This is a genomic window from Saccharopolyspora hirsuta (assembly GCF_008630535.1).
GTDB lineage: Bacteria > Actinomycetota > Actinomycetes > Mycobacteriales > Pseudonocardiaceae > Saccharopolyspora > Saccharopolyspora hirsuta.
Genome location: NZ_VWPH01000001.1, coordinates 391743 through 416222 on the forward strand (window position 1 = coordinate 391743; position 24480 = coordinate 416222).

At 71.2% G+C, this 24480-nt stretch carries 24 protein-coding genes; 7 read left to right on the top strand and 17 right to left on the bottom strand.

Going from position 1 to position 24480, the window contains the following annotated elements; translation table 11 throughout:
• The first annotated feature begins 39 nt into the window (after positions 1–39).
• On the top strand, positions 40–387 hold the full coding sequence (locus tag F1721_RS01770) for an arsenate reductase ArsC (RefSeq protein WP_387511864.1): 348 nt from the start codon (positions 40–42) through the stop codon (positions 385–387).
• 58 nt (positions 388–445) lie between these two features.
• Here F1721_RS01770 and F1721_RS01775 read toward each other — a convergent pair whose 3' ends face one another.
• The 3 genes from F1721_RS01775 to F1721_RS35565 form a co-directional block, all read right to left on the bottom strand.
• Positions 446–2263 carry a CocE/NonD family hydrolase gene (locus F1721_RS01775; protein WP_170301321.1) on the bottom strand — a complete coding sequence of 606 codons (1818 nt, stop codon included), beginning with the start codon at positions 2261–2263 and terminating at the stop codon, positions 446–448.
• 149 nt (positions 2264–2412) lie between these two features.
• The gene (locus tag F1721_RS01780) at positions 2413–2550 is read right to left on the bottom strand and encodes a DUF397 domain-containing protein (protein WP_150064975.1); all 138 of its coding nucleotides are present in this window, start codon (positions 2548–2550) and stop codon (positions 2413–2415) included.
• A complete protein-coding gene (locus F1721_RS35565; RefSeq protein WP_350940390.1) occupies positions 2543–3187 on the bottom strand; it encodes a DUF5753 domain-containing protein in 645 nt (214 codons plus the stop codon). The genes F1721_RS01780 and F1721_RS35565 overlap by 8 nt, the downstream gene beginning before the upstream one ends.
• On the opposite strand from F1721_RS35565, the gene F1721_RS34265 reads away from it, so the two are divergent.
• Positions 3165–3308, top strand: a complete 144-nt coding sequence (locus F1721_RS34265; RefSeq protein ID WP_170301309.1) for a hypothetical protein — start codon at positions 3165–3167, stop codon at positions 3306–3308. The genes F1721_RS35565 and F1721_RS34265 overlap by 23 nt on opposite strands.
• Positions 3309–3315: 7 nt before the next feature.
• Here F1721_RS34265 and F1721_RS01790 read toward each other — a convergent pair whose 3' ends face one another.
• The 3 genes from F1721_RS01790 to F1721_RS01800 are packed head-to-tail and all read right to left on the bottom strand — an operon-like array spanning position 3316 to position 5390.
• Positions 3316–4224, bottom strand: a complete 909-nt coding sequence (locus tag F1721_RS01790; RefSeq protein ID WP_150064711.1) for an alpha/beta hydrolase family protein — start codon at positions 4222–4224, stop codon at positions 3316–3318.
• 1 nt (position 4225) lies between these two features.
• Complete coding sequence (locus F1721_RS01795) at positions 4226–4984, bottom strand: SDR family NAD(P)-dependent oxidoreductase (protein WP_150064712.1); 759 nt, start codon at positions 4982–4984, stop codon at positions 4226–4228.
• Positions 4974–5390 carry an ester cyclase gene (locus tag F1721_RS01800; protein ID WP_150064713.1) on the bottom strand — a complete coding sequence of 139 codons (417 nt, stop codon included), beginning with the start codon at positions 5388–5390 and terminating at the stop codon, positions 4974–4976. Before F1721_RS01800 ends, F1721_RS01795 begins: the two co-directional genes overlap by 11 nt.
• A gap of 71 nt (positions 5391–5461) precedes the next feature.
• Here F1721_RS01800 and F1721_RS01805 point away from each other — a divergent pair, with 71 nt between their 5' ends.
• The gene (locus F1721_RS01805; RefSeq protein ID WP_150064714.1) at positions 5462–6331 is read left to right on the top strand and encodes a LysR family transcriptional regulator; all 870 of its coding nucleotides are present in this window, start codon (positions 5462–5464) and stop codon (positions 6329–6331) included.
• A gap of 312 nt (positions 6332–6643) precedes the next feature.
• On the opposite strand, the gene F1721_RS35570 is transcribed toward F1721_RS01805, so the two are convergent.
• A complete protein-coding gene (locus F1721_RS35570; RefSeq protein ID WP_387511805.1) occupies positions 6644–6997 on the bottom strand; it encodes a WXG100 family type VII secretion target in 354 nt (117 codons plus the stop codon).
• A gap of 226 nt (positions 6998–7223) precedes the next feature.
• On the opposite strand from F1721_RS35570, the gene F1721_RS01810 reads away from it, so the two are divergent.
• Positions 7224–9011, top strand: a complete 1788-nt coding sequence (locus F1721_RS01810; RefSeq protein ID WP_150064715.1) for a hypothetical protein — start codon at positions 7224–7226, stop codon at positions 9009–9011.
• A 13-nt stretch (positions 9012–9024) separates the two neighbouring features.
• The gene (locus tag F1721_RS01815) at positions 9025–10590 is read left to right on the top strand and encodes a type 1 periplasmic-binding domain-containing protein (RefSeq protein ID WP_150064716.1); all 1566 of its coding nucleotides are present in this window, start codon (positions 9025–9027) and stop codon (positions 10588–10590) included.
• Positions 10591–10628: 38 nt separating this feature from the next.
• Here the strand turns inward: F1721_RS01815 and F1721_RS01820 are convergent, their stop codons facing one another.
• Positions 10629–11882, bottom strand: coding sequence for an amidohydrolase (locus F1721_RS01820; RefSeq protein WP_150064976.1), 1254 nt, complete (start codon positions 11880–11882; stop codon positions 10629–10631).
• A 20-nt stretch (positions 11883–11902) separates the two neighbouring features.
• Complete coding sequence (locus tag F1721_RS01825; protein ID WP_150064717.1) at positions 11903–13426, bottom strand: AbgT family transporter; 1524 nt, start codon at positions 13424–13426, stop codon at positions 11903–11905.
• A 115-nt stretch (positions 13427–13541) separates the two neighbouring features.
• Here F1721_RS01825 and F1721_RS01830 point away from each other — a divergent pair, with 115 nt between their 5' ends.
• A complete protein-coding gene (locus tag F1721_RS01830; protein WP_150064718.1) occupies positions 13542–14570 on the top strand; it encodes an Lrp/AsnC family transcriptional regulator in 1029 nt (342 codons plus the stop codon).
• A gap of 11 nt (positions 14571–14581) precedes the next feature.
• Here the strand turns inward: F1721_RS01830 and F1721_RS01835 are convergent, their stop codons facing one another.
• The 6 genes from F1721_RS01835 to F1721_RS01860 form a co-directional block, all read right to left on the bottom strand.
• The gene (locus F1721_RS01835) at positions 14582–15463 is read right to left on the bottom strand and encodes an NAD(P)-dependent oxidoreductase (protein WP_150064719.1); all 882 of its coding nucleotides are present in this window, start codon (positions 15461–15463) and stop codon (positions 14582–14584) included.
• Between the two features lie 19 nt (positions 15464–15482).
• The gene (locus F1721_RS01840; RefSeq protein WP_150064720.1) at positions 15483–16880 is read right to left on the bottom strand and encodes a four-carbon acid sugar kinase family protein; all 1398 of its coding nucleotides are present in this window, start codon (positions 16878–16880) and stop codon (positions 15483–15485) included.
• The gene (locus F1721_RS01845) at positions 16880–17575 is read right to left on the bottom strand and encodes a FadR/GntR family transcriptional regulator (protein ID WP_150064721.1); all 696 of its coding nucleotides are present in this window, start codon (positions 17573–17575) and stop codon (positions 16880–16882) included. Before F1721_RS01845 ends, F1721_RS01840 begins: the two co-directional genes overlap by 1 nt.
• A 67-nt stretch (positions 17576–17642) precedes the next feature.
• A complete protein-coding gene (locus F1721_RS01850) occupies positions 17643–18773 on the bottom strand; it encodes an amidohydrolase family protein (protein ID WP_150064722.1) in 1131 nt (376 codons plus the stop codon).
• 53 nt (positions 18774–18826) lie between these two features.
• Positions 18827–19849: an MBL fold metallo-hydrolase gene (locus F1721_RS01855; protein WP_150064723.1), complete on the bottom strand. Its 1023-nt coding sequence runs from the start codon at positions 19847–19849 to the stop codon at positions 18827–18829.
• A 94-nt stretch (positions 19850–19943) separates the two neighbouring features.
• The gene (locus F1721_RS01860; protein ID WP_150064724.1) at positions 19944–20900 is read right to left on the bottom strand and encodes a LysR family transcriptional regulator; all 957 of its coding nucleotides are present in this window, start codon (positions 20898–20900) and stop codon (positions 19944–19946) included.
• Positions 20901–22055: 1155 nt separating this feature from the next.
• Here F1721_RS01860 and F1721_RS01865 point away from each other — a divergent pair.
• A complete protein-coding gene (locus tag F1721_RS01865) occupies positions 22056–22334 on the top strand; it encodes a DUF3040 domain-containing protein (protein ID WP_150064725.1) in 279 nt (92 codons plus the stop codon).
• 27 nt (positions 22335–22361) lie between these two features.
• Here the strand turns inward: F1721_RS01865 and F1721_RS01870 are convergent, their stop codons facing one another.
• Both F1721_RS01870 and F1721_RS01875 read right to left on the bottom strand, forming a co-directional pair.
• Positions 22362–22556, bottom strand: a complete 195-nt coding sequence (locus F1721_RS01870; RefSeq protein ID WP_211840282.1) for a DUF2795 domain-containing protein — start codon at positions 22554–22556, stop codon at positions 22362–22364.
• Between the two features lie 65 nt (positions 22557–22621).
• Positions 22622–24451, bottom strand: a complete 1830-nt coding sequence (locus F1721_RS01875; protein WP_150064978.1) for a transketolase — start codon at positions 24449–24451, stop codon at positions 22622–22624.
• Between the last annotated feature and the right edge of the window lie 29 nt (positions 24452–24480).

The following is a 24480-nucleotide window of genomic DNA, read 5'->3' on the forward strand; positions in this document are numbered from 1 at the left end:
GTCCTGTTCGTCTGCGTCCACAACGCCGGGCGCTCCCAGATGGCCGCAGCGCTGCTCCAGCACCACGCCGAGGGCCGGGTCGCCGTGCGCTCGGCCGGGTCCGCCCCGGCCGAGACCATCAACCCCGCTGTTGTGGCGGTGATGGCCGAGCTCGGTCTCGACTTGTCGCACGAAGTGCCCAAGAAGCTCACCACCGACGCCGTCGAGGCCTCCGACGTGGTGATCACCATGGGCTGCGGCGATGCCTGCCCGGTGTTCCCGGGCAAGCGCTACCTGGACTGGGAGCTCACCGATCCGGCGGGGAAGGGCGTCGAGCAGGTCCGCGAGATCCGCGACGACATCGAGCGCCGCGTCCTGGACCTGCTGGCCGAGCTCGTCCCCCGGTAGTGCAGGTGGGGGGCTCGTGAGCGCTTTCTGGTGCTGTGGCACCGGAAAGCGCTCACGATCACCTGGGCAGCGCTGGCAGGGTGAGTGTCGACGGCTGCTCCGGCGAGGTGTGGATGGTCAGCGGGGACAGGGCTGCGGGCAGGTCGCGGACCGTCGGGAGCAGATGCGGGACGTCGTAGGCCTGCACGGAGATCCGCAGCTTGTGGCCGGGTGGGATCACCGCGCCGGTGGGGAAGACCTCCACGTCGACCGGTGCGACCTCGCCGGGCTGAAGCAGGTTCTGGGCTTCCTTGGTGAACGGGTGGTACGGCTGGATCAGCTGGCCGTCGAGGTAGCGGGAGCGGGATTCGTCCAGCGCGCGGTGGGAGAGCACCTGCCAGCCGCCGGTCAGGCGGTCGACCTCGCCGCTGGGGGACACCGACGACACCGAGACCGACAGCATGCCGTTGCCGGTCGGCGTCGAGACGTTGAGGTGCGCGTTGATCGGGCCCCGCACCCGCAGCGGCTCGGTCACCGGCTCGGTCTCGAAAACCGCGCCGGACAGGTCGTTCCAGCGGTTGTCCTCGCACAGCTTCCCGAGCCCGACGGCGTTGGGAAGTCCCGCGGTCCACTGGTTGGCCGAGCGGGTGCACAGCCCGGAGACCGGGATCGGCGCAACGGTGCTCCGCCCCGGCTCGACGCCGTCCGCGACGAGTTCGCCCGGGGCGCCGGGGAAGGAGGTGCCGGAGAGCTGGAACGTGGTGGCCCGCTGCTCGTCGATCCAGTCCTGCGCCTGGTGCCACTGGCCGGAGCCGATCTCGTGCCAGGTCAGCGGTGGGATGTCGGCGTCCAGTGCGGGGTCGGGCAGACCGCGCACGTGGTGGTCGAACCAGCGCAGCTGGAGTTCCTGCAGCGTGCCGTGCCCGGCGTCCTCGACACCGGCGCCCGTGCTGGCCTGCAGGTGGTCCCACGGGCCGAGGATCATCTTGGTGGGCACGCCGCGTTCGCGGAGCCGGTCGAACAGCATCGGCGTGCCGCGCTGGAACAGGTCGTACTCGCCGCCGACGAGGAACGTCGGCACGTCGATGCGGTCGACCACGTTGATCGGCGAGCGCTCGGCGTAGAACGGCCCGTCGAAGGCCGAATCCAGCCCCAACGTCGCGGAGAGCAGCAGCGGCGCGGTGAACCCGGTGGCGCCCTGGATCCGCGAGAGGTACATCTGCAGCGCGTTGTCCGGCTCGGCGGGGCCGTAGGCGGGCGGGATGAGCCCGGTCCCGGTGACCAGGCCCAACCACAGCGGGATGAACCCGACGTCGAGCGCACCACCGGAGGCGACCACATCGCGGTAGGTGTCGGCGGCCGGGACCTGCGGGAAGATGGCCTTCAGCCCGGCGGGCCGGTTGGCGGCGGCGAACAGCTGGCTGATCCCCATGTACGAAGGCCCGTGCATCCCGACCGAACCGCTGCTCCACGGCCGTTCGGCGGAGGCGGCCCACTCGACGATCTCCCCGGCGTCGGTGTTCTCCCGCTCGCTGAACGCCGCCCACGACCCACCGGAGCTGCCGGTACCGCGCGCATCCACGGTGACCTGCACGTACCCGCGCTTGACGAAGTAGCTGGGATCGCCGAGAGCGACCGACGCGGGCCCGTTCAGCACGGACTTGTTGTAGGCGGTGATGGTCACCAGCACGGGAAACCGGCCCTCGACGGGATTCCCGTCGGCATCGGCGGGCCGCTGGATGTCCCCGCGCAGCACGATCCCGTCGGACATGGGGATCGAGACGTCGGTCTCCGTGGCGACCCCGGGGTACTCCTCGGCGCGGGCAGTCCACCCGACCCGCGCGGAAGCCGTGGTCAACCCGGCGAGAACCATCGCCAGAGCGAGTAACAGTGCCAACCAGCAGCGCCGCATGATGACCTCCCAGCACGTCGGGGAGATCAACGATCAGACCAGCGCGGGGTTACGCGGAACCGCCCGCGACCGGCGGCCGCGGGCGGTACGAGAGGTGATCAGCGGTCGAACCGCCCGTCCTTGACGGCGCGCACCTACCCGGCAACGTCAACCCGAAGCGTTGGGCCGAACGGGTCCTTGGAGTCGCGGATTCGGTCTAAGGAGGTGGCCAGTTCGACGCAGGTTCCGGTTTCGGTGCTGTAGCTCGACTTTCGCCAGGTCGTTTTACGGATCACGGGATCCCTCCGCGCTTTCGGCGATGTGCTCTATCAGCTTGGCAGACCCCGTCGGGCTCATAGCAGCGCCGAGCACGCGCGCTGCAGCTTGTCGGTAGCTGCTCACATCCTGCGGCTCGTGCAGGAACAGGGCGGAGTTCCGCATCTCCAATAGCACCACGGTCGAGTCCTCGGTTTCGATGAGGTGGGACGGCCCTTCCAGCGCGGGGTGCGACCCGCTGTCGTGCCGGAGTCCCCGCAGGTCGACGTTAGGTCGGCGAGCCATCTGGAGGAGGTGCCTCAGCTGTGCCGAAAGCAGTTCTCGGGAACCGATGATCTGCCGCAGGGCAGCCCCACCGATGAATGCGACGAACTCGGCGGGCTGATCACGCGTGATCACCTCGCGCCTGCCAACCCGAATCGCCACCCGCCTGGCGACTACCGGATCCGCCAGCGCAAGCGCTGGGCCGGGGAGAAGCTGTACATCGTGCTGGACAACTTCTCCCCGCACCGGCACGCCGAGGTCCGCACCTGAGCGGCTGATAACGACATCGAACTGGTCTTCTTGCCGACCTACGGCTCGTGGCTGATCTGGATCGAGTCGGCCTTTGCGGGCCCTGCGCTGCTTCGCGTTGAACGGCACCGACCACCGCACCTACGACGAGCAGAACACCGCCTTCATACGCTGCCGGAACGGCCGCGCCGAGCCGAAGGTCCGCTTCGCGCCCGGGTCACCGATCCGGCAGTGGACCGAATATCCGGCCAAGTCCGCATGACAAACCACTAGTCCATGTGGTCGGCAAGCCACTCCAGAATGCGGTCCGGGTCTTTCTGGAAGTGCAGGTATCCGTCCCAGCGGCGCGTGGTGCCGTGGATCCAGAACAGCTCCTTCGGCACGTCCGAGGGGATGGCGTCGAACATGGACTGGACATCGGCCGGCCGCGTCATGAGGTCGTCGTGGACCTGGTAGACGAGCGTCGGCACCCGGACGCTGCCGGCCGCGCCGGTCTCGACCGGGGACATCTCGTCGAGGCCGAAGCCGGTGCGGAGTCTGATCAGCCGGTCCAGCTCCTCCATCCGCTCGGCCGGGATGCAACGCCGCTCGAGCGTTCGCTCCAGAACCGCGCGCGGCGACAGCGGCTGGCACGCGACCAGGCAGCAGACGTCCGTGAACTCCTGCGGGGCCCGCTGCATCGCGAACAGCGTGGCATCGGCGCCCAGGCATCGGCTGAACAGCGCGATCCGCGACCCGCGCAGGTCAGGACGCGACCGCGCATACCGCAGCGACCCAACGACGTCGCGCGACTCGAATCTGCCGCTGGTGGTCACGCCACCGTTGGCGGCGCCGCTGAGGCCGAAGTTGCGCAGGTCGTAGGCGAGGACGTGGTAGCCGGCGGCGTGCAGGAGCGCGATGTCCGGGACCAAGTCGACCTCGATGTCATTGCCGGTCTCGCCGTTGACCGACCGCCAGGGCTCCAGATGGGACGGCAGCCCCGAGCGGCTGAAGAACCGTGGATGGTTGACGATCACGATCCGGTCGGAGCCGGGGGCCGGCACGAACCAGCCTTCGAGCGGAATGCCGTCCTCGGAGGGGAACGTGACGTCCTCGAAGTCCAGCCCGTGCTCGGCGGGGGAGTGCAGCACGGGCGAGCGTGGCGAGGTGCTGAAACGGTCGGCGATGGCTTCGAGCATGTCAGGCTCCCGTACGTGTCATGCCGCCGTCGACGTGCAGGATCTGGCCGGTGATGAAGTCGGCGTCGTCGGAGACCAGGAAGCCCAGGGCGTTACTGAGGTCCGCCGCGACCGACTGGCGCTTGATGGTCTGCAGGGCCGTCACACGGGCGAGCACCTCGTCGGTTGTCGGGCCGTTGGGCCGGGCCCGGCCCAGGAAGCCCTGGGTCGCCACCAGGCCGGGTGCTATCGCGTTGATCGTGATTCCGCTGTCGCCGAGTTCGTTGGCGAGCGCCCGGGTCAGCACGTGCACGGTGCCCTTGCTGGTCATGTACGCGAGGTCGCGGTTCTGGGTCAGGGTGATGCCCGAGCCGGTATTGACGATGCGCCCCCACCCTGCGGCCCGCATCCCCGGCGCGAACGCCCGAGCGAAGAGCAGGATCGACTCGACGTTGACCGCCTGCACCTCGCGCCACAGCTCGATCGACATGTGCTCAAGGTCGGTGGAGGGGAAGATGCCGGCATTGTTGACGAGGATGTCGCAGCGCCCGTACCGGTCGAGGACCGTGCCGGTCACGGCGTCGACCTGCGACGGATCACTGATATCGCACACCAGTCCCAGCTTGTCGCCGCCGCCCGTCAGCTCGCTCACGGCGTCCACCGGGTCGTCGATGTCGACGGCGACCACGTGCGCGCCGTCCGCGGCGAGCCGCTGGCAGTATGCGTATCCGATGCCCCGGGCCGCCCCGGTCACCACCGCCGTCTTTCCGTCAAGCGCCACGGGTGAACTCCAGTCCGATCTGGGTGGCGATCGAGAAGTAGTCCTCCAGGTGCCAGGTCCGCACGATGCGGCCGTCGACCACCTGGTGGAAGTCGGCCGCCCGGAACTCGACCTCGCGGCCGGTGCCCTCGACGCCGAGCAGCTCGCCGGTGTGCTTCCCGCGGCTGACCGTCCGCACTGCGACCATGTCCCGGTTCACGACGACGTGCTCGATCTCGATGGTCAGATCACCGAACACACCACGAAGGTGGGCAATGTTCGCCTTCCATCCCTCTGGGCCGCCCCCGGCGCGCAGGGCCGGGACGGCCTCCCAGCCGGCGGCGAGGGCATCATCCACCAGCGCGCTGTCACCGGTGGAGAGTGCCTCGTAGAAACGCCGGACCGCGATTTCATTGTCGTTTGCCATGGATCTCACGGTAGGGACGCAGACTCTCGGTCATCAAAGACCTGTTCCGGAACACGTCATACCATTCAGGCATGACAGATCTCGACATTCGGCTGGTGCGCTACTTCACCACCGTCGCGTCGCATCTGCACTACGGCCGAGCCGCGGCCGAGCTGCACATCGCGCAGCCGTCGCTGAGCCGGCAGATCAGCCAGCTCGAAGCCCAGGTGGGTGCGCGGCTTTTCGACCGGACGCGACAAGGCACGCGGCTCACCGAAGCGGGAGAGGCATTCCTCCCCCACGCACGCGCCTTGGTGCGCTCGGCCCAGCAGGCCACGGCCGCCGCCCGGGCCGCCGCGCGGCCTACCCGGATCACCGTCGGCTACACCGCGGGCCTGATCGTCACCCCGGTGGTGCGGAACCTGCGGCACGAACACCCCGACGCCGATGTGCGCACGCTGCACCTGAAGTGGAACGAGCCGCGCCAGGCCCTGCTCGACCGGCGGGTCGACGCGGCGATCACCCGGCTGCCGCTGCAGACCGACGGCCTGGACGTGACGGTCCTCTGCGACGAGCCGAAGATGCTGCTCGTACCGGTCGGGCACCGGCTGGTGGGAAAGGAGTCGGTCACGCTCGACGACATCGAGGGCGAGCCGATCCCCCGCTTCCCGGATCCGGAATGGGACGCGTACTGGCGCATCGACCCGCGGCCGGGAGGCCGCCCCGCCCCCGGCGGGCCCTCGGTCGAGACCATCGAGGACAAGCTCGAACACGTCGCCGCCGGGCAGGCCGTGGCCATCATCCCGGCCGCCCTGCACACCGGCGGCACCCGACCCGACCTCACCACCATCCCGCTGCACGGCGTCGAACCGAGCCACATCGTCGTGGCGACCCGGGCCGCGGACAGCAGCCGACTGGTGGCCGCGTTCCGCATGTCGGCCGTGACCGCATTAAGCGGTTGATCACCTCTTCGATCAGCAGGGCAGAAACGTGATCCATTGTGGATTCCGGAAGGTCGGCAAGAGCAACGTGGAGAACCTTGTTCGCAGCCCGGGCGTCGAGCATCAGCCTGGGCAAGTCGCGCACCAAGGAGTCGGCCTCGATCCTGTCCCGCTTCGCCCACCGCCCGAAACCGCGGAGCAAGATTCCGCCACCCCACACCGAAGCGCTCGCGATCAGCCGGACCAGTTCGCTGGCGAACAGGATCTCCTCGGCGCTGGGCTCCTGGACGCTCCCGGCGCGGATTTACTGGTACGGGTTGGTGCGAATCAGGTTCACCGCAGAGCCGACGCCGACGGCGGTGGTGAAGTGGTCGATGAACGGCGTCTGGAGGTCACGGGGGCTGTTGGAGGCCGTAGAACGACCGCGCTGCGCGGCGCAGTTCCTCGATCGAGACGTCGACCTCGCTCCTCGGCTTCGCGGACCCACGTCGCGCGGGCGACTTCGAAGCTTTCCGCGGCTTCGCCGGTCCAGGTCGCGCGCAGCGGTCCGAGCGAGGTGTCGAGGTCGGCCAGCTTCGTGCGGATCTGGCCGGTGGCGTCTCGGACGCTTTCCCACGCTTCGCCGATCGCGGCGCAACGGACGGCGAACCGGTCCAGCTCATCGCCCTGGAACTCAAGACCCCGCAACAGTCGTAGATGGCGGCGGATCGATGATCAACCGATTCGGGCCGGATTGTGATCAGGACGGGGTGGGCGCGGCCGGTGGGGCGGTTTTGGGGTTTTCGCTTGACGGGTGACCGGACGTGGCGGGACAGTTACCCGCTGGCTTGATCACGGGGGTGTGGGCCGGATGGTTGGTGGTGGCGGTTTAGCGGGGCGTTCCGGTGTTGTCGAGGACCTGATCGGTTCGTGCGTGCGGCGGGGTCCGGGGGCGGCCGAACGGGCGGATCTGCCCGTCGTCGTGCTGGTCGGGCCGCGGGGGAGCGGGAAGACCGCTGCGCTGGCCGACATTCGGGAGCGGTGCGGGGATCGGGTGCCTTACGCCCACTCCGACCTGGAGCGGGCCGTCAAGCCGCCGCGGGCGATCGTCACCGAGCTGGCCTTCAACCTCAGCCGCAAGTTCGAAGGGCATTCGCGCATCGACTTCCGGCAGCTCTGGCTGTGCCTGCTGGTCAAGGGCGCGCAGCTGAACCAGGAGAACCGGGAGAAGGCGCTCGCCCAGGTGCGGGATTCGCTGGCGGCCGACGCGGAGTTCTCCGAACGCACGAACAAGGTGGTCGACGGGGTCGTCGACAGCGTCACGCAGGCCGGGGTGGTTCCGTGGTGGTTTCCGCTGGCCGTCAGCACATTGTTGCGCGGGCGCGAGGCGCTGAGCTGGCGGCGCAGGCTGCGCCGGGCCTCCGAGCTCCGCGAGGCCACGCCGCAGCGGTCGCCGAACCTGCAGGACGTGCTGGTCGACATCGGGGTCGCCGACAGCGGGCTGATGGACGAGGTGTTCTGCGCGGCGTTCCTCGCCGACCTGCGGGAGGCCTACCGGGGGCGCGGCGGGCGGCGCAAGGCCAACTGCGTGGCGCTGCTGGACAACGTCGACTCGCCCAACGGCATGCAGTTCCTCGACCTGCTGCTGCACAACCGCCAGCGGCACCGGCGGGACCCCGATCCGCTGGTGGTGGTCGGCACCAGTCGGCAGTGGCACCCCCGGTGGGGGCGGCAGGGGAGCGCGCGCTCCCCGGAGCAGGCCGGGCTCGCCGATTGGGCGGACCGCCGCGAGCTGGACCGCGGCCCGGACTCCTGGTGGTACCCGGTCGAGCTGCGCGACCTGACGTCCACCGAGGTCGTGGAGGTCGGCCGGTTCGCCGCCGGGACCGCACCGTTCGTGCACGAGCTGACCCGCGGTCACCCGTGGGGCATGCGGGAGGTCCGCACCGCGCTCGGCGATCAGGCTTCGGGACCGGCGATGCGGGGCTTCCTGGAGCACCGCGCCGCGGACGGGCCTTCGCTCGCCGAGCGGGCGCGCGACTACCTGCTGCAGGACTTCGACCCCGCGCAGCGGGAAGTCCTGGTCGGGCTGTCGGCGGCGCCGAACCTGGAGCTGGCGACCCGCGCGGAGGTCCGCCTCGGCAGCGACGACGACGCGGGGGCGCTGCACGAGGTTCGCACGCGGTTGTGGACCGTGCTGGACCGCGAGAACCGGCTCGCGCTGCACCCCTGGCTGCGCCGCCTGCTGCTCCACGAGCTGGCGAACCGGCCGGACGACCACCCGGAGCGCTGGGTCGTGGTGCACGACCGGCACCGGCAGCACCACCGCGAGAACGGCAACACCGCGCTGGCGCTCTACCACGCGCTCGCCCTGCAGGACCTCGGCGCGGTGGTGGCGCACCTGCAGCGGCAGTTCGAGGAGATCGACACCGAAGCCGACGTGCGGCCGTGGCTGGAACGGCTGGACCTGATCACCGCCGCCCCCAACCGGTTGCGCACCGACCGGGAACCCCGCGAGCAGGTCGAGGAGCTCGCCCGGACGGTCCCGGCGGCGGACGGGGACCTGGCGCGGCTGGTCGCGGCGAAGTGGCTGATGTCCGATCCGCTCGGCGATCCGGGCCGCACCCTGCGCGGCATCGCGCGCAGCGAGTTCGAGCAGCTGGCGCGGCAGGCCCGTGCGGGATTCGTGGTGTTTTTCGGCGAGAGCGAGAAGTACGCCTGACCTGGAGGCAGCGGTGGGCATCTACCTGGAGCAGACGTGGTGGCGCAAGAACCGCCGGAAGGTGCTGGTGCTGTCCGCGGTCGTCCTGCTGGTGGTCGCCGGGGTGGTGACCTGGGTGTGGCAGTCGCGCTGGTGCGCGGCGGGCATCCAGCGGGTCGCGGAGACCGGCGAGTGCGTCGGGCTCTCCGACGGGTCGTTCGAGTTCCACCCGGACCTGTCCGGCGTGCTGGCGAAGATCGAGGAGGAGAACAAGCGCGTCGAGGCGGCGGGCAACTACGTCAGCATCGCCTACCTCGCCCCGATGACGCTGACCGGCGAGGACACCATCACCACCGAGGCCACCCGCAACGGCCTGCAGGGCGCCTACCTGGCGCAGGTCCGGGCGAACGACCCGGTGCTGCGCGGGCAGCCGGGCTCGCGCAAGACCGGTTGGGGCGGTGACTTCCCGCTGATCCGGCTGCTGCCGACGAACCCGGGCAGCCAGTTCCAGCAGTGGGCGCCGGTGGTGGAGCAGATCAAGGCCGCGCGGTCCACCCCGGACCGGGTGGTCGCGGTGGCCGGTCTGGGGCAGAGCCACGAGGGCACCAGGTCGGCGGTCCGCGAGCTGTCCGCGGCCGGAATTCCGATGGTCGGTGCGACGATCACCGCCGATGCCTTCACCGAGGACGAGAGCGCGGGCCGGTTCAGCGGGCTGGTGCGGGTCGCGCCGTCGAACACCGAGCAGGTGGAGGCCGTGGTCCAGCAGCGGCTGAACGGCAGTCGCCGCGCGATGCTGGTGCAGGACGAGAACCAGTCCGACCTGCTGGCCACCGACCTGGCGTCGGCCTTCAACGAGGTGTACCCGCGAACCGGCGGCCAGCTGCTGCGGCCGGAGACCTACAACACCGAGCTCGGCAGCTCGGCCAACGCGTTCGACCCGATCGTCCGCAACATCTGCGTCGCCAAGCCGGACGTGCTCTTCTTCTCCGGCAGGTACCGGGACCTGAGCACCTTGCTGAACGTGCTGGCGGAGCGGCGCTGCCCCGACGTGGAGCTGCGGGTGCTGACCTTGGACAGCGTGGTGGACATCGCGGGTGTGGACGAGATCCGCAGCAACCTCTCGCCGGGAACCACGGTCGAGTACACCCACCTGTCCAGCCCGGCCGCCTGGGACGTCGCCCCGTGGGCCTTCGACCGCTCGGTGGTCGAGTACTTCCGCAGCGGCTACTTCCGCGAGTTCCAGGACGATTCGGCGGGTGACGGCATGGCGACCACGTCGTTCGACGCGGTCGGGGTGGCGGTCACCGCGATCCAGCGCGCGGCGGGCACCACGCACGACGTGGACGTCGTCACCCCGAAGTCGGTCACCTCGCAGTTCCACCGGATGCACGGCACGGACCAGCTGGCGGGCGCCAGCGGCTTCCTGTCCTTCGACTGCGTCGGCCACCCGGAGGACAAACCGATCTCGGTGTTCAGCCTCGAGGCGGGCGATCCGCGCCCCACCTCGGAGATCCGCCCCGAGGTGGTCTCCGCATCGGGCCGCATCCGCACCGACCCGAAGGACGCCGAGTCCTACGTCCCGACCCCGCGCTGCCGGTGACCGGTGGAGGGCACCCCCGGGGGAGTGCCCTTCCCGGGTCAGCGGCGGATGAGGCGTTCGAGGGTGTCGAGGGCGACCGGGATGGAGCGCTCGTCGATGTCGAACAGCGGGTTGTGGTGGGGTGCGGTGTTGCCGCCGCCGACGGTCATGTACGTGGCGATTCCGCCGTTGCGCTGGACTTCGCGGGCGAACAGGCTCGCGTCGTCGCTGCCGCCCATCTGCTTGAAGCCGTCGCCGGTGGTGGCTCCCGGGAGTTCGGCGGCGATGGCGTTGATCGCGTCGACCAGTTCCGCGTCGCAGTCCATCGTGGACGAACCGCCGGTTTCCACCACGTCCACCGCCACTCCGTGCATCTCGCCGGAGCCGCGCAGGGCCGTCTTGATGCGCTCGGTCAGGGAGGCGCTGACGTCGGAGTCGGTGGAGCGGGCTTCCAGGGTCATCTGCGCCCAGGACGGGACGATGTTGACGTTGTCGCCGCCGTGCAGGGTGCCCACGTTGATGCGGGTGTCCGCTGTGGAGTAGCGCGGCAGCGCCATCACGTTGAGCAGTGCGCTCGCGGCCGTGACCAGCGCGTTCGAACCCTGCTCCGGGGCTCCGGCGGCGTGCGCGGCGGTGCCGGTGAAGGTGGCGCGCATCTTCGTGGTGGCCAGCAGGCCCCGGATGCCGCCGCTGACCTCGCCCGCCGGTTCGTCCAGGCCGAGGTGCACGGCGACGAACCGGTCCACCCCGTCGACCGCGCCAGCGGCGAGCATCGACGCCGCCCCGCGCCCGCCCTCCTCGGCGGGCTGGAACAGGAACCGCGCCGTACCGGCGAAGTCGTTGTCGGCGACCAGTCGGCTGGCCAGGCCGAGACCGATCGCGGTGTGCCCGTCGTGCGCGCAGGCGTGCATCGCGCCGTAGTCGCAGCGGAAACCGTTCGCCGCCGGGGCGTGGTCGGGGCTGTCCGACTCGGTCAGCGGCAGGGCGTCCATGTCGAAGCGCAGACCCCAGGTGGGGCCGGGGCGGTTGCCGCGGACCTCGGCGATCACGGCAGTGCCGAACTCCGCCGCGCGCTCGACGTTGCCGGCGTCGGCACCGGTGCGCACCGCGCGCTCCGCGAACAGCTCGCGCTGCTCGGCGGTGGGGTAGTCGACCACGTTTTCCGCGCGCATCGCCGCCTGCCCGGTCAGCGGTTCCAGGCCCAGCTCGCGCAGGCGGGACACGACGATGCTGGAGGTGCGGATCTCCAGGAAAGCCGGTTCGGCGTACCGGTGGAAGTCGCGCCGCAACGCCACGAGCTCGTCGAAGTGCATCATCTCTCCTCTGTGGATGGTTACAGCCGGATGCCCGAACCCGGTCCGACGGGCAGGTCGAAGAAGTAGAACACCGCCAGGATCAGCAGCCACATCGCGAAGAACGGCAGCACGAACACGCTCAACCGGGCCAGCAGCGTGCCCAGCTGCGTCTCCGGCTGGTACTTCCGGTTCACGCTGAGCAGGATGTAGACGTAGGCGTTGAGCGGGCTGACCGCCTGCGTGGTGGAGTCGCCGATCCGGTACGCGGCCTGGATGAACGCCGGGTCGTAGCCGAGGATGGTGAACGCCGGGATCATCACCGGGGCCAGCAGCGACCACAGCGCCGAGCCGGAGGTGATGAACAGGTTCGCCACCGTCGCCAGCAGCACCATCACGATGATCGCCGGGAACCCGGTCAGGTGCGCGGCGCGCAACCCGTCGGCCGCGCCGATCGCGATCAGCGTGCCCAGGTTGGACCAAGTGAACAGGGCGATGAACTGGGCGGCGACGAAGATGAACACGATGTAGCCCGCCATGTCCTTGACGGTCTCGGTCATCATCCGCGGCACGTCCGCGCGCTTGGTGACGGTGCCCGCGGTCAGGCCGTAGGCGAGCCCGGCCAGCAGGAACGCGATGATGATCAGCGGCACGATGCTGTCCAGGAACGGCGAGGGCACCAGCGCGCCGTCCTCGCCGCGCAGGAAGCTGCCCGGCACCAGCCAGGCGCCGAAGGCCACCACCGCGTAGCCGACCAGCACGGCGAACGCCCGCCACACGCCCTTGCGCTGCTGCGCGGTGAGCTCCGCGGTCTGCTCGCCCTCGGGGTCGGTCCACGGGCCCAGCCGCGGCTCCAGCACCCGGTCGATCAGGAATCCGCCGACCAGCGGCAGCAGCAGTCCGGCGGTGGCCGCGAAGAAGTAGTTCATCGCGATGTGGGTGTGCACCTCGACGCCCAGCGGGGCGATCTGGACCGCCTTCTCGGTGATGCCCACCAGCAGCCCGTCCAGCGACCCGACCAGGACCCCGCCGCCGTAACCCGTTGCGCCGCAGGCGAAAGCCCCGATCAGCCCGGCCACCGGGTGGCGGCCCGCGGCCTTGAACATCAGCGCGGCCAGCGGCGGGATCACGATCAGCGACGGGTCGGACATGACGTGCGCCTGGCAGGCCACGAACGCCACCGCGTAGGGCAGCAGCCAGCGCGGCGCGCGGCCGAAGACCAGGGTGACCGCGGCGGACAGGAATCCGGTCCGCTCGGCGAAGCCGACCACCAGCATCATCGCCAGCACGGTGCCCAGCGGTGGGAAGCCGATGAAGTTGTCCACGAAGTTGGTCAGGAACCAGACCAGGCCCTCGGAGCTGAGCACGGCGCGCACCGGGACCGGTTCGGCCTTGCCGGGGACGTCGACGGTGACGCCGAAGGCGGCGATCGCGGTGGAGATCACCGCCAGCGCGGCGAGCAGGTAGACGAACAGGAAGAACGGCTCGGGCAGCTTGCCGCCGACCCGCTCGATGCCGGTGAACACCCGGTCCAACCGGGTCGGCCGGGTACGCGCTGTGTCCATGTGTGCTCCGGGCGTATCGGTCCCGCGGGCCAGTACCCGCGGTTGGCGGAAAGGATGGACAACGCACCAGATCCGCTGCTTGGATTGCCGGAAATCGTCACATGAAGGTATGCGCATGCAAGATTCGTCCGGCCTCGACGAGCTCGACCTGTCGCTCGTCAACGCCGTGCAGATCGCCCCGCGCGGTTCCTGGCAGGTCATCGGCTCGGTGCTGGGCGTGGACCCGAGCACGGTCGCCCGCCGCTGGCAGCGCCTCACCGAGCAGGGACTGGTGTGGATGACGGCCTACGCGCGGCTCACCGCGCCGTCGGCGTTCGTGCTCGGCTGCGTGGAGATCGACTGCCGACCGAGCGAGCGGGACCGCCTGGCGGTGCTGCTGGCCAGGCTGCCGCAGGTCGTCTCGGTGCACCACGTGGGCAGCGGCCGGGACCTGCTGGTGCTGATCAACGCCCGGAGCCTGCCCGCGCTGTCGCGGTTCGTGCTCGACGAGCTCAGCCACCACCCGGGCGTCCGGAGGACGAGCGTGCACGCCGCGACCACGATTTTCGGCGAAGGCGTTCAGTGGCGGCTCAACGCGCTCTCGCCCGCGCAACGCGCGCAGCTGGCCGCGCACGCGCCTCCGCGCGCGAAGCAGGGCGTGCTGACCGAGAGCGACCGGGACCTGATGGTGGCGCTGAGCACCGACGGCCGACGGACGGTGGCGGACCTGGCCGAGCTGACCGGCACGAGCGTGTCAACAGCGCGCCGCCGCCTGACCAAGCTGGTCGACCAGGGCCTGGTGTCGATCCGCTGCGAAGTCGCCCAGAGCCTCACCGGCTGGCCGGTCTCGGCGATCTTCTGGGCCAACGCCCCGGCCGACGAGCTGTCGGAGGTGGGCAGAACCCTGGCGAAGCTCCCGGAGATCCGGTTCTGCGCCGCGGTGACCGGGGAGCACAACCTGGTCATGATCGTCTGGCTCCGCTCCCCGGAGGACTGCCACCGCCTGGAGGAACGCCTGGCGGACCGCCTGCCCACGCTGTCCCTGGCGGAGCGGGCCATCACCCTCCGCCAGCTGAAGCGCCAGACCAGGATCCTCGACGACCTGGGCCGCAGCACGGAAGCGGTCCCCACCGACCCCTGGGCTGACCTCCACCTGCCGAGCTGAGGCGGCCGGAATCACCGCCCCTTCGGCGACAGTACGGTCACGACCGCCGAGTCGTCCGCAGCGCCGAGCCCGGCCTGCTCACCGAGCAGGTAGAGCTGGTGCGCGGCCGACGCCAGCGGGGTCGGGACGCGGGATTCGCGCGCCAGCTCGCTGACGATCCCCATGTCCTTGACGAAGATGTCCAACCGCGACCGCACCTCCGCCCCGTCCGCGTAGGCCTCGACCATGCGGGGACCGCGGTCGGAGAGCACGAACGAGCTGGCCGCTCCCTTGCCGAGCGCCGCCACGACCGCCGCCGGGTCGAGCCCGATGCCGCGCGCCAGCGCCACCGCTTCGGCGGCCGCCGCGATGTGCACCCCGGCCAGCAGCTGGTTGATCGCCTTGAGCGCCTGCCCGTCACCGGGGTTCGGCCCGACCACGGTGCAGGTCGAGGCCAACCGGTCCAGCACCGGCCCGGCGACCGCGAGCGCTTCGGCATCGGCGCCGACGACGACCAGCAGGTCACCGCATCCCGCGCGCGTCGGTCCGCCGCTGACCGGCGCATCGACCAGCCGGTGGTCCGGCAGCCGGGCCGCGGTGTCGCGAGCCGCTTGTGGTCCGACCGTGCTGGTCAGCACCACGACTGCGCCCGGACGCAGCGACGACGCGACGCCGTCCGGGCCGAACAGCGCCGCTTCGACCTGCTGCTGGTCGCGGACGGCCAGGAGCACCACGTCGGCGTCGGCCGCTGCTCCGGCCGGAGTGGTGGCTTCCGCCGCGCCGCGCGAAACGGCGTCCGCGCGCCGCTCGGCGTCGACGTCGAAGGCGGTCACCGGGAACTCGCCAGCGAGGTGGGCGGCCATCGGCAACCCCATCGCGCCGAGCCCGATCACCGCGACCCGAACTCCGGACATCGAAACCTCCACAGTGGACTTACGAGTGGCGGAAGGAGCGGACGACGTGGGCGAGGGCGTTCTCGTCCCCGACGTTGCCGGGGAAGACGACGTAGGGCGTGCCGGCGGAATCGCCGGTCACCGGCTCCCACAGCGACACCATGCCCGGCAGCATCGTGCCCCGGGTGATCGCGCGGCGGATGCCCAGACCGCCGGTGGCGACGTCGCTGGAGGTGATCCCGCCCTTGGCGACGACGAACGCGGGCCGGTGCGCCCGAACGGTCGCGGCCACGGCCTCGACCAGCGCCGACGACACCGCCCGCGCGATCGCCAGGCTGTCGTCCGCGTCGGCCCCGGTGACCAGCGACCGGCTGGTGCGGATCACCGCGTCGCAGCGCTGCATCGCCGCCGCCGCGCGGGCGCTGACCTCGGCGATGTGCCCGCCGCGCGCGGCCGGGTCCAGCAGCGTCGGCACGTCCAGCTCGAACTCCTCGACCCCGCCCAGCTCGCGCAGCCCGGCCAGTTGCGCGGTGGTCAGCCCGACGTGCGAGCCCACCGCGATCAGCCCGTGTCCGGAGCCGTACGCGCGCAGCGCCGCGCTGTCCAGCGGTGCGCTGGCGGTCTGGCCGATGCGGGCGCGGACGAACGCCGGGCCGATCCGGTACAGCAGCCGCGTGCCCCGCGATTCCGCTTGCCGCAGCGCGGAAGCGAGCAGCCGGAGGTCGTCGTCGCAGGCCGCGTCGACCACCACCGGCCGCCGGTCGCGCACCCCGGCCAGCAGCTCGGCGACGTGCTGCGGTCCGCCGCCGCGCAGATCGGTCAAGGTGATGGCCAAGACGTCGTCGGGGGTGATCCGGCCACCGGTCTTCTCCGCGACCCACTCCCGGAGGTTCGAGCTGCGGTACCCGAAGGTCGCGTCGCGGGCGAACTCCGTCTCCCCGGCGGGAACCATCCCGGCCGGGGTGCGCGCCCAGTGCACCGAGTCGACGGTGACCCGCCCGGCGTCCGGGAACGCGGGCACGACCACCACGCCGTCGACCGGGCGGCCGTGCCGCGCCAGATCGTCGGCCAGCGCATCGGTCTCCACCGGGAAGTGACCGCGCAGCGTGGAATCGCTGCGGCTGGCCACCACGAAGTCCACGCCCTCGGCCTCGGCCGCGGCCGCCAGCGCGTCGAGCACCTCGCGGTTGCGGGCCGTCGCGTCGGCCGCCGCGAGGCTGCGGGTGTTGGTGAGCACGAAGCAGGCGCCGCCCGGCTGCCGCAGGCCCCACCGCAGGTCGTCCACCGACCAGCTGGTCAGCACCGGCACGTCGGCGACGGTCTGGGTGCCGGTCGGGTCGTCGTCGAGCACGACCAGGTGCGGGCCGCCGGTGATCTCGCCCGGCTCGACTGCGCGGGCCGGCGGCAGCCCGGCCAGCAGCTCCTCGACGTGGATCATCAGGCCTCCGGGGTCACGTGGGTGCGCAGGTCGTCGGCGGTCTGCGCGAGGTGGTCGCCCATCGCGCGCCGGGCGCGGGCCGGGTCGCCGGACTCCAGCGCGCGCAGGACCTTGTCGTGCTGGGCGATGGCGTTGGCGCGGATCTCGCCGACCGCCGAGGTCTCCCGGCGGCCCTCCACCAGCAGTCGGCCGAACGGCTCGAACATCAGCGGGATGAACGCGTTCCCGGTGGCCTGCATGACGGTGTGGTGGAAGGCGAGGTCCGCGGTCACGAACAGCTCCACGTCCCCGGCGTCGTGCGCGGTGCGCATGTCCTGGAGCTGCTCGCGCAGCTGGGCGAGGTCGTCCTCGGTGCGCTTGGTGGCGGCGAGCTCGGCGGCGCCGACCTCCAGCAGCCGCCGGGCCTCGATCAGGCCCTCCGACACCGGTCGTCCGGCGCGGGGAGCGGTCGCGGCGCGGATCATCGGGTCCAGCGCGGTCCACTGCGCGGGAGCGTTGACGTAGGTGCCGCGCCCGCGCTGGATGCGCACCACGTTCTGCACCCGCAGCACCTTCACCGCTTCGCGCACGGTCAGGCGGCTGACCGAGAACTGCTCGGCCAGCTCGGCCTCCGAGGGCAGCGCGGTGCCCGGCGGGTAGTTCCCATCGATGATCGCCCCGAGCAGCTGCTCGGCGAGATCGTCCGGCAACGACATAGCTCATCCCATCAGACGTCAGATGTCTCGGCACGATAAGCGACCGACCAGGTGGCGTCAAGGGCCGTTATCGCTGTTCGAGGCGGTAGACGCGGCGGGCGTTGTCGCGGCCGACCATCCGGGCCACCCGGACTGCGTCCGAAGTGGACCAGTCGTCGGCGGCCACCCGCTCGCCCAGCGCGGTGCGCATGGCGCGCCGCCACAGCAGCGCACCGAGGTGGTGCAGCTCCGGCGGTCCCCAGGCGTCGGAGGAGAACAGGACCTTCGCGAACGGCGCGAGTTCCAGGGATTCGGCCACCACCGCGGCCGAGCGCGCACCGGTGTGGTTCACCGCGAGCCCGACGTCGAAGTGCACGTGCGGGAACGCCTGCGCCAGGTACCCGGCGTTGCGGTGGTACGGGTAGCAGTGCAGCAGCAGGAGGTCCACGCCGTGCGGTTCGACGAGCTTGATGAACCGGGTGAGCAGCAGCGGATCGCAGCGGTGCAGCTCGATGTCGGGATCGCCGTACCCGGCGTGCAGCTGCAGCGGCAGCCCGCGGTCGACGCCGGTCCACAGCAGGAACCGCAGCAGCACCGGATCGTCCACCCGGCCGCCTGCGCGCAGCCACCGGTCCGCAGCGGCGACGACTTCCGCCCTCGACGGGCGCTCGGGGTCGAAGTCGAAACCGAAGCGGTAGGCCACGATGCTCTTGAGCCCCACCGCGTCGACCGTGCGCTCCGCCAGCACTTCCGGGAACCGCCCCGGCAGCTCGGCCGCGCCCACGCCGTCGTGCGCGAGGTCTTCCAGCACGGCCTCCAAGCGCACGATCTCGTCGGCCCGCGCACCGGAGGCCGATGCCATCTCAGCGGGGGAGAGGATCGAGTCGCCCTTGTAGCCGGTCTCCACCAGGAAGTGCTCGACACCGCTGGCCGCCAGCAAGCGTCGGGTGACCTCAGCAGCACCCAGTTCTTCGCGCCGCGCCACGTAATCGGCGGCGTCGGCGTGCGGCGGCAGACCGAGCACCGGAGCGCACCAGCGGCGGACGGCGAACCCCAGCTGCGAGTCGAACTGCGTCATCCACCCCGGAACCGGCCGGTCCGACTCGGTGAGGTGCAGCTCCAGCCCGGCCCGGTCGACCTCGCCGCGGAGCGCGCCGTGCACGTGGTGGTCCACCAGCGGCACCTCGTCCACGGCGACCGCCAGGTCCTCGACCGACATCGCGCCTCCTCGCAGTCGTGAGCGGCGGTGGTCGCCCTGACCGCCATCGCCGCTCACGAGCACGCGTAGTGCTTGACCCCGTCGATGGTCTCCGCGCGGAGCTTGGACTGCAGGACCAGGACGTCCAGGTGGGCCGCCGTTTCCAGGACCGCCAGCATCTGGTTGTACGGGTCCAGGTCGTCCAGCGCGTGCTCGCGGCGCGTCCAGGTCAGGCCGCGCGCCGTCTCGTAGGCGGTGCTGGCGCCGCGCTCCACGACCGCCGCGGTGTCCGCCAGCCGCCGGTCGTGGTGGTCCAGCAGCTCGTCGATCCGCCGGTGCGCGCTGTCGGTGACCGGGCCGTGCGCGGGCAGCAGGCGCATGTCCGGCATCGCGCGGACCAGCCGCAACGAGGCCATGTAGTCGCGCAGCGGCAGTTCGCTGGGGGCCTGCTCGAAGCCGATGGACGGGGTGATGTGCGGCAGCACGTGGTCCCCGGCGAACAGCAGCTCGCTGGCGTCGTCGATGAACACCACGTGCCCGCGGGTGTGGCCGGGGGTGGGCAGCGCGCGCAGCGGGCGGTCGGCCAGGCTGACGTCGGTGGACTCGGTGATCCACTCGTCGGGGTCCTCCCAGCCGGTCGTCGGGCGCTTCGAGCCGCGGGCGGCGATCACCGCGTCCCGCACCGGTTTCGCCCCGCACGCGGCGAGCATCTCGACCTGCTTCTCCAGCGCCACGTGGTCGGGCCGCATCAGCGTCCGGAGCGTGGGCTGCTCGCCCTCGCCCAGCAGCACCCGGGACCCGTACTCCCGGCGCAGGGCCACCGCCTGCGTGTAGTGGTCGCGGTGCGCGTGGGTGACCAGGAACCGCCGGATGTCGCCGAGCCCGGCGCCGATCTGGCGCAGTCCGGCGCTGAGCTGCTCCCGCGCCTCGTCCAGCGCCCAGCCGCCGTCGACCAGGGTGAGCGCATCCCCGTCGGCGATCGCGTAGACGTTGACCGCGCGCAGGCCGTCGTTGGGCAGGGGCAGCGGGATCCGGTGCACGCCGGGCGCTACCTCGTGCGCACCGGGCTGCATCCACTCGTGCCGGGAGTCGCCCATGACCACACCTCCGAGCCCGCCCCCGTTCGGGGGCGTCCCAGTAGACGTACCACAGACATACCGACCGGTTAGTGTGGACTGCGCCACGTCGCGCTCAGAGCACCGGGTGCACCTCGGGGTGGGCGTCCCACCAGCGGTGGAAGGCCGGGTTGTCCGGCACGTGCGCCAGGTACGCCTGCGCGAGGTCCTGGTAGAGCAGGTCCGCCTGCGCCCTGGTCAGGCGGTCGGGCCGCCAGACCACCACCAGCCGGGCCACCAGCGGGTCGCCCGCCAGCGGCAGCACGACGGTGCCCTCCGGCACCGCGAACGTGGGCTCCACCAGCCGGATCCCGTAGCCGCGCACGACGAGCTCCCGCGCGCCGCAGCTGGGGGCCTCGAACCGGATCCGCGGTTCGAAACCGGCGTCCAGGCAGGCGGCGCGGAACGCGGCCAGCGAACCGTCGTCGGCACCGGGCGGCCCGATCCACGACTCCTCGCCCAGCTCCGCCAGCCGGACCTCGTCGCGGTCGGCGGCCCAGTGGTCGGCGGCGAGCGCGACGAACCACGGGTAGCGCGGGACGAGGACGCGGCTGGTGACCGGCTGTTCCAGCGCGAGCTCGAAACCCGCTGCGCTGGCGACCAATCCCGCGTCGTACCGGCCCCGCGACAGCGAATCCGCCAGCACCGCAGCGGAAGGCTCGACGTGCAGCATCACCGACTGCCCCAACAGGCCGTCCTGCACCCGGTCGACGATGCTCGGCACGCACGCCAGGTGCGCGCAGCCGAGGTGCAGCGGCTCGGTCGACGGCGACGGCCTGCCCGCCGCGCCGAAGAGGGAATCGACCTCCGACAGCACGATTCGGGCCCGGTCGACGGTCCGGCGACCGAAATCCGTGGGCACCACACCGGTTCGGCTGCGCACGAAGAGCGAGTCGCCCAGCATCTTCTCGATTGCCTGAAGCTGGTTGCTCAGCGCGGGTTGGGTGAGTTCCAGCCGGGCCGCGGCGCGCGTGATGCTGCCGGTTTCCGCGATCGCGCAGATCATCCGCAGCTGCCGGATCTCGATCGTCATGGCGACTGTATATCGCAGCTGATGACGCCAGATCACCGCGAGCGGCCAGAGTTCCCCGCACGTGCGCACGTTCCACCCCGCAGATTCCCGGAATTCGCCCCCACGCCAGGAGGGAGGACGTGCCGTTCAGAGCACGGCGTGCCGCTGGTTGGCGGAGTGCGTTGTGCCGCACCGTCTTCCTCGGCCTGGCGCTGACCGCGCCCGCGGTCCGGAAAAGGCGGAAGGAGTGGTTCTCTCGTCGCACCTGCGGGGTCCGGCATTGCCCGGAGGACCGGTGGTGATATCCGGGCCGGGTTGGGGAGGAGGGGTGCGGTGGGGTGCGGGGTTGGGTTTGGGTTCGAAGCGGTGGGTGGTTGCGTTGGGTGATGCGATTTCAATCGAAATTGGCTGCGTTGCGGTTTTTGACGGAGCCTGCGGTGGCGAGGTGCGCCAATTTCAATCGAAATCGCGACCCTCACCGCTGCGCCCAAGGTCGTGATACCGGGATCCGAGTGACTGCGAGCAGGGCCGTCGGCGGAGCCAGGACGCTGATCGCACGGCCGTCGTTCCGGTGGTGGGTGCAGAGATTTCTCACGAGATCGGCTGCGGTGCCAGCTGGAGGTTTCGTCGAGACGGTGCCGATTTCGTGAGAAATCGCGCCCGACCGGCAACGTCACCACAAGGTGGATCCGCCTCCGCAGGGAACCGAGGCTCCTAAGGTCAAGTCTCGCTCACCACTCAAACCGCATCCTTGGCACGCCAGGGTGACCGATTCCTACCGCCCAAGCACAAGCCCCGCCACCGTCCGACCCGAGGACCAGCCCCACGCCTCCTCCACGCCACGCAACCCCCGCGACCCAGCGCGGTGGTGCGCCGGTTTTGCCCATAACTGACAGTGAGCACTCCGGGCGTGGCGAGGTGCCAGTTTCAGGCAAAACTGACACCCCACGATGCTCGGCCGAACTGTGCCGGGCTCCGCGCTCGCCGGGCACCCGGGCCGGGTGGTGACGAGCAGTAGTCGTCGATGATCGCGCTGAGTGACGGAAAATCACCCGGTCGCCGCGTGGGGTGGCGCACCCGGCCGTGCCAATCTGGATGGACGCTTCCACCGGGCTTCAGCCGGATGGGGGGCGGGTACCTCATTGGGGTCGAAGGGAACGTTGCTAGGAGCTCGTCATGTTGAGCAGGCACGAGCGGGACCGGCTCGCCGAGATCGAATCGGCGCTGGTGTCCGGCGATCCTCGGCTGGCGGAGAAGTTCGAGCGGTTCGACGGGCGCCGGGACTGGACCGGCATGCGCCGGTTCCTGGTGTTCCTGGTGTTCGCGCTCATCGCGCTGCTGGCGGTGCTGTGCATGCTGAGCGGGCTGGTGCTGAGCTCGATAACGCTGTTCACGGTCGCCGTCGCGGGTGCGGGTGTGCTCTGGTGGCGGAGCAGGCGCAAGGACCATCCCTGACCCGTCCGATGTGGATCGCAGCGCTGATCACAGGTGCGGCAGCGCCTGCAGGACCGTGTCGGGCTCGACGTAGGTGCCCTCGGGCAGCGTCCGCAGGCGGGCCAGGTGCGCGGCCGGGGCGCCCAGCGCCGCGCACTGCTGGCAGATCTCCTGCTTGGTCGCCGGAAATCGGACGTGGCAGAGGAACCTGAGCAGCTCTCCGCGATCGGGTGGGGACAACATCACTGGCCTCCGGGCGGCAGCGTCGACATCCGGCTACCCGCCCGCAGGCTGCTGGAACCCCGAAATCAACGGTGGGCTTTGAGCAGCTCCCGGGCCTCGGCCGCGATGGAGGCGGCATCGATACCGGCTTGCCCGAGCAGCTCCGCCGGGGTGCCCGAACCGGGCATGACGCGCACCGCCAGGACGCGCACCGGCGCACCGACCCCGGCCAGCGCGCTGAGCACGGTCTCGCCGAGCCCGCCCTCCGGCCAGTGGTCCTCGGCGGTGACCAGCCCGCGGGTCTCGGCCGCCGCCCGGCGCAGCGTCGCGGCGTCCACCGGCTTGATCGAGTACAGGTCGATCACCCGCGCCCGGATGCCCTCCGGGGCGAGGATCTCCGCCGCGTGCAGCGCCTCGTGCAGGGTGATCCCGGCGCCGACCAGCGTGACGTCGTCGCCGTCGCGGACCACCCGGGAACCGCCGACCGGGAACTCCTCGTCCGGCGCGTAGATCACCCGGGTCGCCCCGCGGCTGGTGCGCAGGTAGTTGACCCCGGGCCGGTCGGCCATCGCCGCGGTCAGCCGCACGGTCTGGTTCGCGTCGCACGGGTAGAGCACCGTGCTGCCGTGCACCGCGCGCAGCGCGGCCAGGTCCTCCAGCGCCATCTGCGACGGCCCGTCCTCGCCGATGGCGACCCCGGCGTGCGAACCGGCCAGGCACAGGTCGGCCCGGCTGACCGCGGCCATCCGGATGAAGTCGTAGGCGCGGGTCAGGAAGGCGGCGAAGGTCGAGGCGAACGGGCGCCACCCCCGCACCTGCATGCCCACCGCCGCGGCGACCATCTGCTGCTCGGCGATGTACATCTCGAAGTAGCGGTCCGGGTGGGCGTCGCGGAACATCTCGGAGAACGTCGAGTTCGACACCTCGCCGTCGAGCGCCACCACGTCGCCGCGGCGGTCGCCGAGCGCGCGCAGCGCCTCGCCGTAGGCCTTGCGGGTGGCGACCTCGGTGCCCGGCTCGAAGGCGGGCAGCCCGCCGCCGCGGACCTCGAAGACGTGCGGCTCGGCCTGCGCGGTGGGCTTGGCCGGGGTGACCCGCAGGTCGCGGACGCCGCCGAGCTCCTGGATCGCCTCCTCCGGGTGCACCAGCGCCTTGCCGTGGAACCCGGGCCGGTCCTCGACCTCGGCGACGCCCCGGCCCTTCTTGGTCGCCGCCAGCACCGCGACCGGGCGGCCGTCGCCGTCCTCGGCGTCCTTGAGCGCGGTCTCGATCTGCTCCGGGTCGTGCCCGTCGATCTCCAGCACCCGCCACCCGGCGGCCTGCGCGCGGGCGGCGTAGGCGTCGAGGTCCCAGCCGTGCATGGTCTGCCCGGTCTGGCCCAGCCGGTTGACGTCGACCAGCGCGATCAGGTTGTCCAGCTGCGCGAACCCGGCGTGCTCCAGGGCCTCCCAGACCGAGCCCTCGGCCATCTCGCTGTCCCCGCACAGCACCCACACGCGGTAGGGCAGCCGGTCCAGCCGCTGCCCGGCCAGCGCCAGGCCGACGCCGATCGGCAGCCCCTGGCCGAGCGACCCGGTGGCCACGTCCACCCAGGGCAGCACCGGTGTGGGGTGCCCCTCGACCCGGCTGCCGAACTCGCGGAAGGTCATCAGCTCGGCGTCGTCGATGGCCCCGACCGCCTTCAGGCACGAGTACAGCAGCGGTGAGGCGTGCCCCTTGGAGAAGATCAGGTGGTCGTTGCGCGGGTCGTCCGGGTGGTCGAAGTCCAGCCGCAGGTGCCCGTCCAGCAGCGCGGCCAGCAGGTCGGCGGCGGACATGGAGGAGGTGGGATGCCCGGACCCGGCGGCGCTGCTGCACCGCACGGAGTCCACCCGCAGCTGCTGCGCCAGCTCGTAGCGGAAGGTCAGGTGGTCCATGCCCCACCAGATGCCCACCCCCGCAGCTC

Coding starts and splice junctions, on each gene's coding strand:
- F1721_RS01860 (WP_150064724.1), bottom strand. CDS start 20,900: ATGACGATCGAGATCCGGCAGCTGCGGATGATCTGCGCGATCGCGGAA.
- F1721_RS01800 (WP_150064713.1), bottom strand. CDS start 5,390: ATGGCAAACGACAATGAAATCGCGGTCCGGCGTTTCTACGAGGCACTC.
- F1721_RS01840 (WP_150064720.1), bottom strand. CDS start 16,880: ATGATCCACGTCGAGGAGCTGCTGGCCGGGCTGCCGCCGGCCCGCGCA.
- F1721_RS01830 (WP_150064718.1), top strand. CDS start 13,542: ATGCAAGATTCGTCCGGCCTCGACGAGCTCGACCTGTCGCTCGTCAAC.
- F1721_RS01865 (WP_150064725.1), top strand. CDS start 22,056: ATGTTGAGCAGGCACGAGCGGGACCGGCTCGCCGAGATCGAATCGGCG.
- F1721_RS01770 (WP_387511864.1), top strand. CDS start 40: ATGGCCGCAGCGCTGCTCCAGCACCACGCCGAGGGCCGGGTCGCCGTG.
- F1721_RS01870 (WP_211840282.1), bottom strand. CDS start 22,556: ATGTTGTCCCCACCCGATCGCGGAGAGCTGCTCAGGTTCCTCTGCCAC.
- F1721_RS01825 (WP_150064717.1), bottom strand. CDS start 13,426: ATGGACACAGCGCGTACCCGGCCGACCCGGTTGGACCGGGTGTTCACC.
- F1721_RS01835 (WP_150064719.1), bottom strand. CDS start 15,463: ATGTCCGGAGTTCGGGTCGCGGTGATCGGGCTCGGCGCGATGGGGTTG.
- F1721_RS01805 (WP_150064714.1), top strand. CDS start 5,462: ATGACAGATCTCGACATTCGGCTGGTGCGCTACTTCACCACCGTCGCG.
- F1721_RS01790 (WP_150064711.1), bottom strand. CDS start 4,224: ATGCTCGAAGCCATCGCCGACCGTTTCAGCACCTCGCCACGCTCGCCC.
- F1721_RS01850 (WP_150064722.1), bottom strand. CDS start 18,773: ATGTCGGTCGAGGACCTGGCGGTCGCCGTGGACGAGGTGCCGCTGGTG.
- F1721_RS01855 (WP_150064723.1), bottom strand. CDS start 19,849: ATGGGCGACTCCCGGCACGAGTGGATGCAGCCCGGTGCGCACGAGGTA.
- F1721_RS01875 (WP_150064978.1), bottom strand. CDS start 24,451: ATGGACCACCTGACCTTCCGCTACGAGCTGGCGCAGCAGCTGCGGGTG.
- F1721_RS01820 (WP_150064976.1), bottom strand. CDS start 11,882: ATGCACTTCGACGAGCTCGTGGCGTTGCGGCGCGACTTCCACCGGTAC.
- F1721_RS01845 (WP_150064721.1), bottom strand. CDS start 17,575: ATGTCGTTGCCGGACGATCTCGCCGAGCAGCTGCTCGGGGCGATCATC.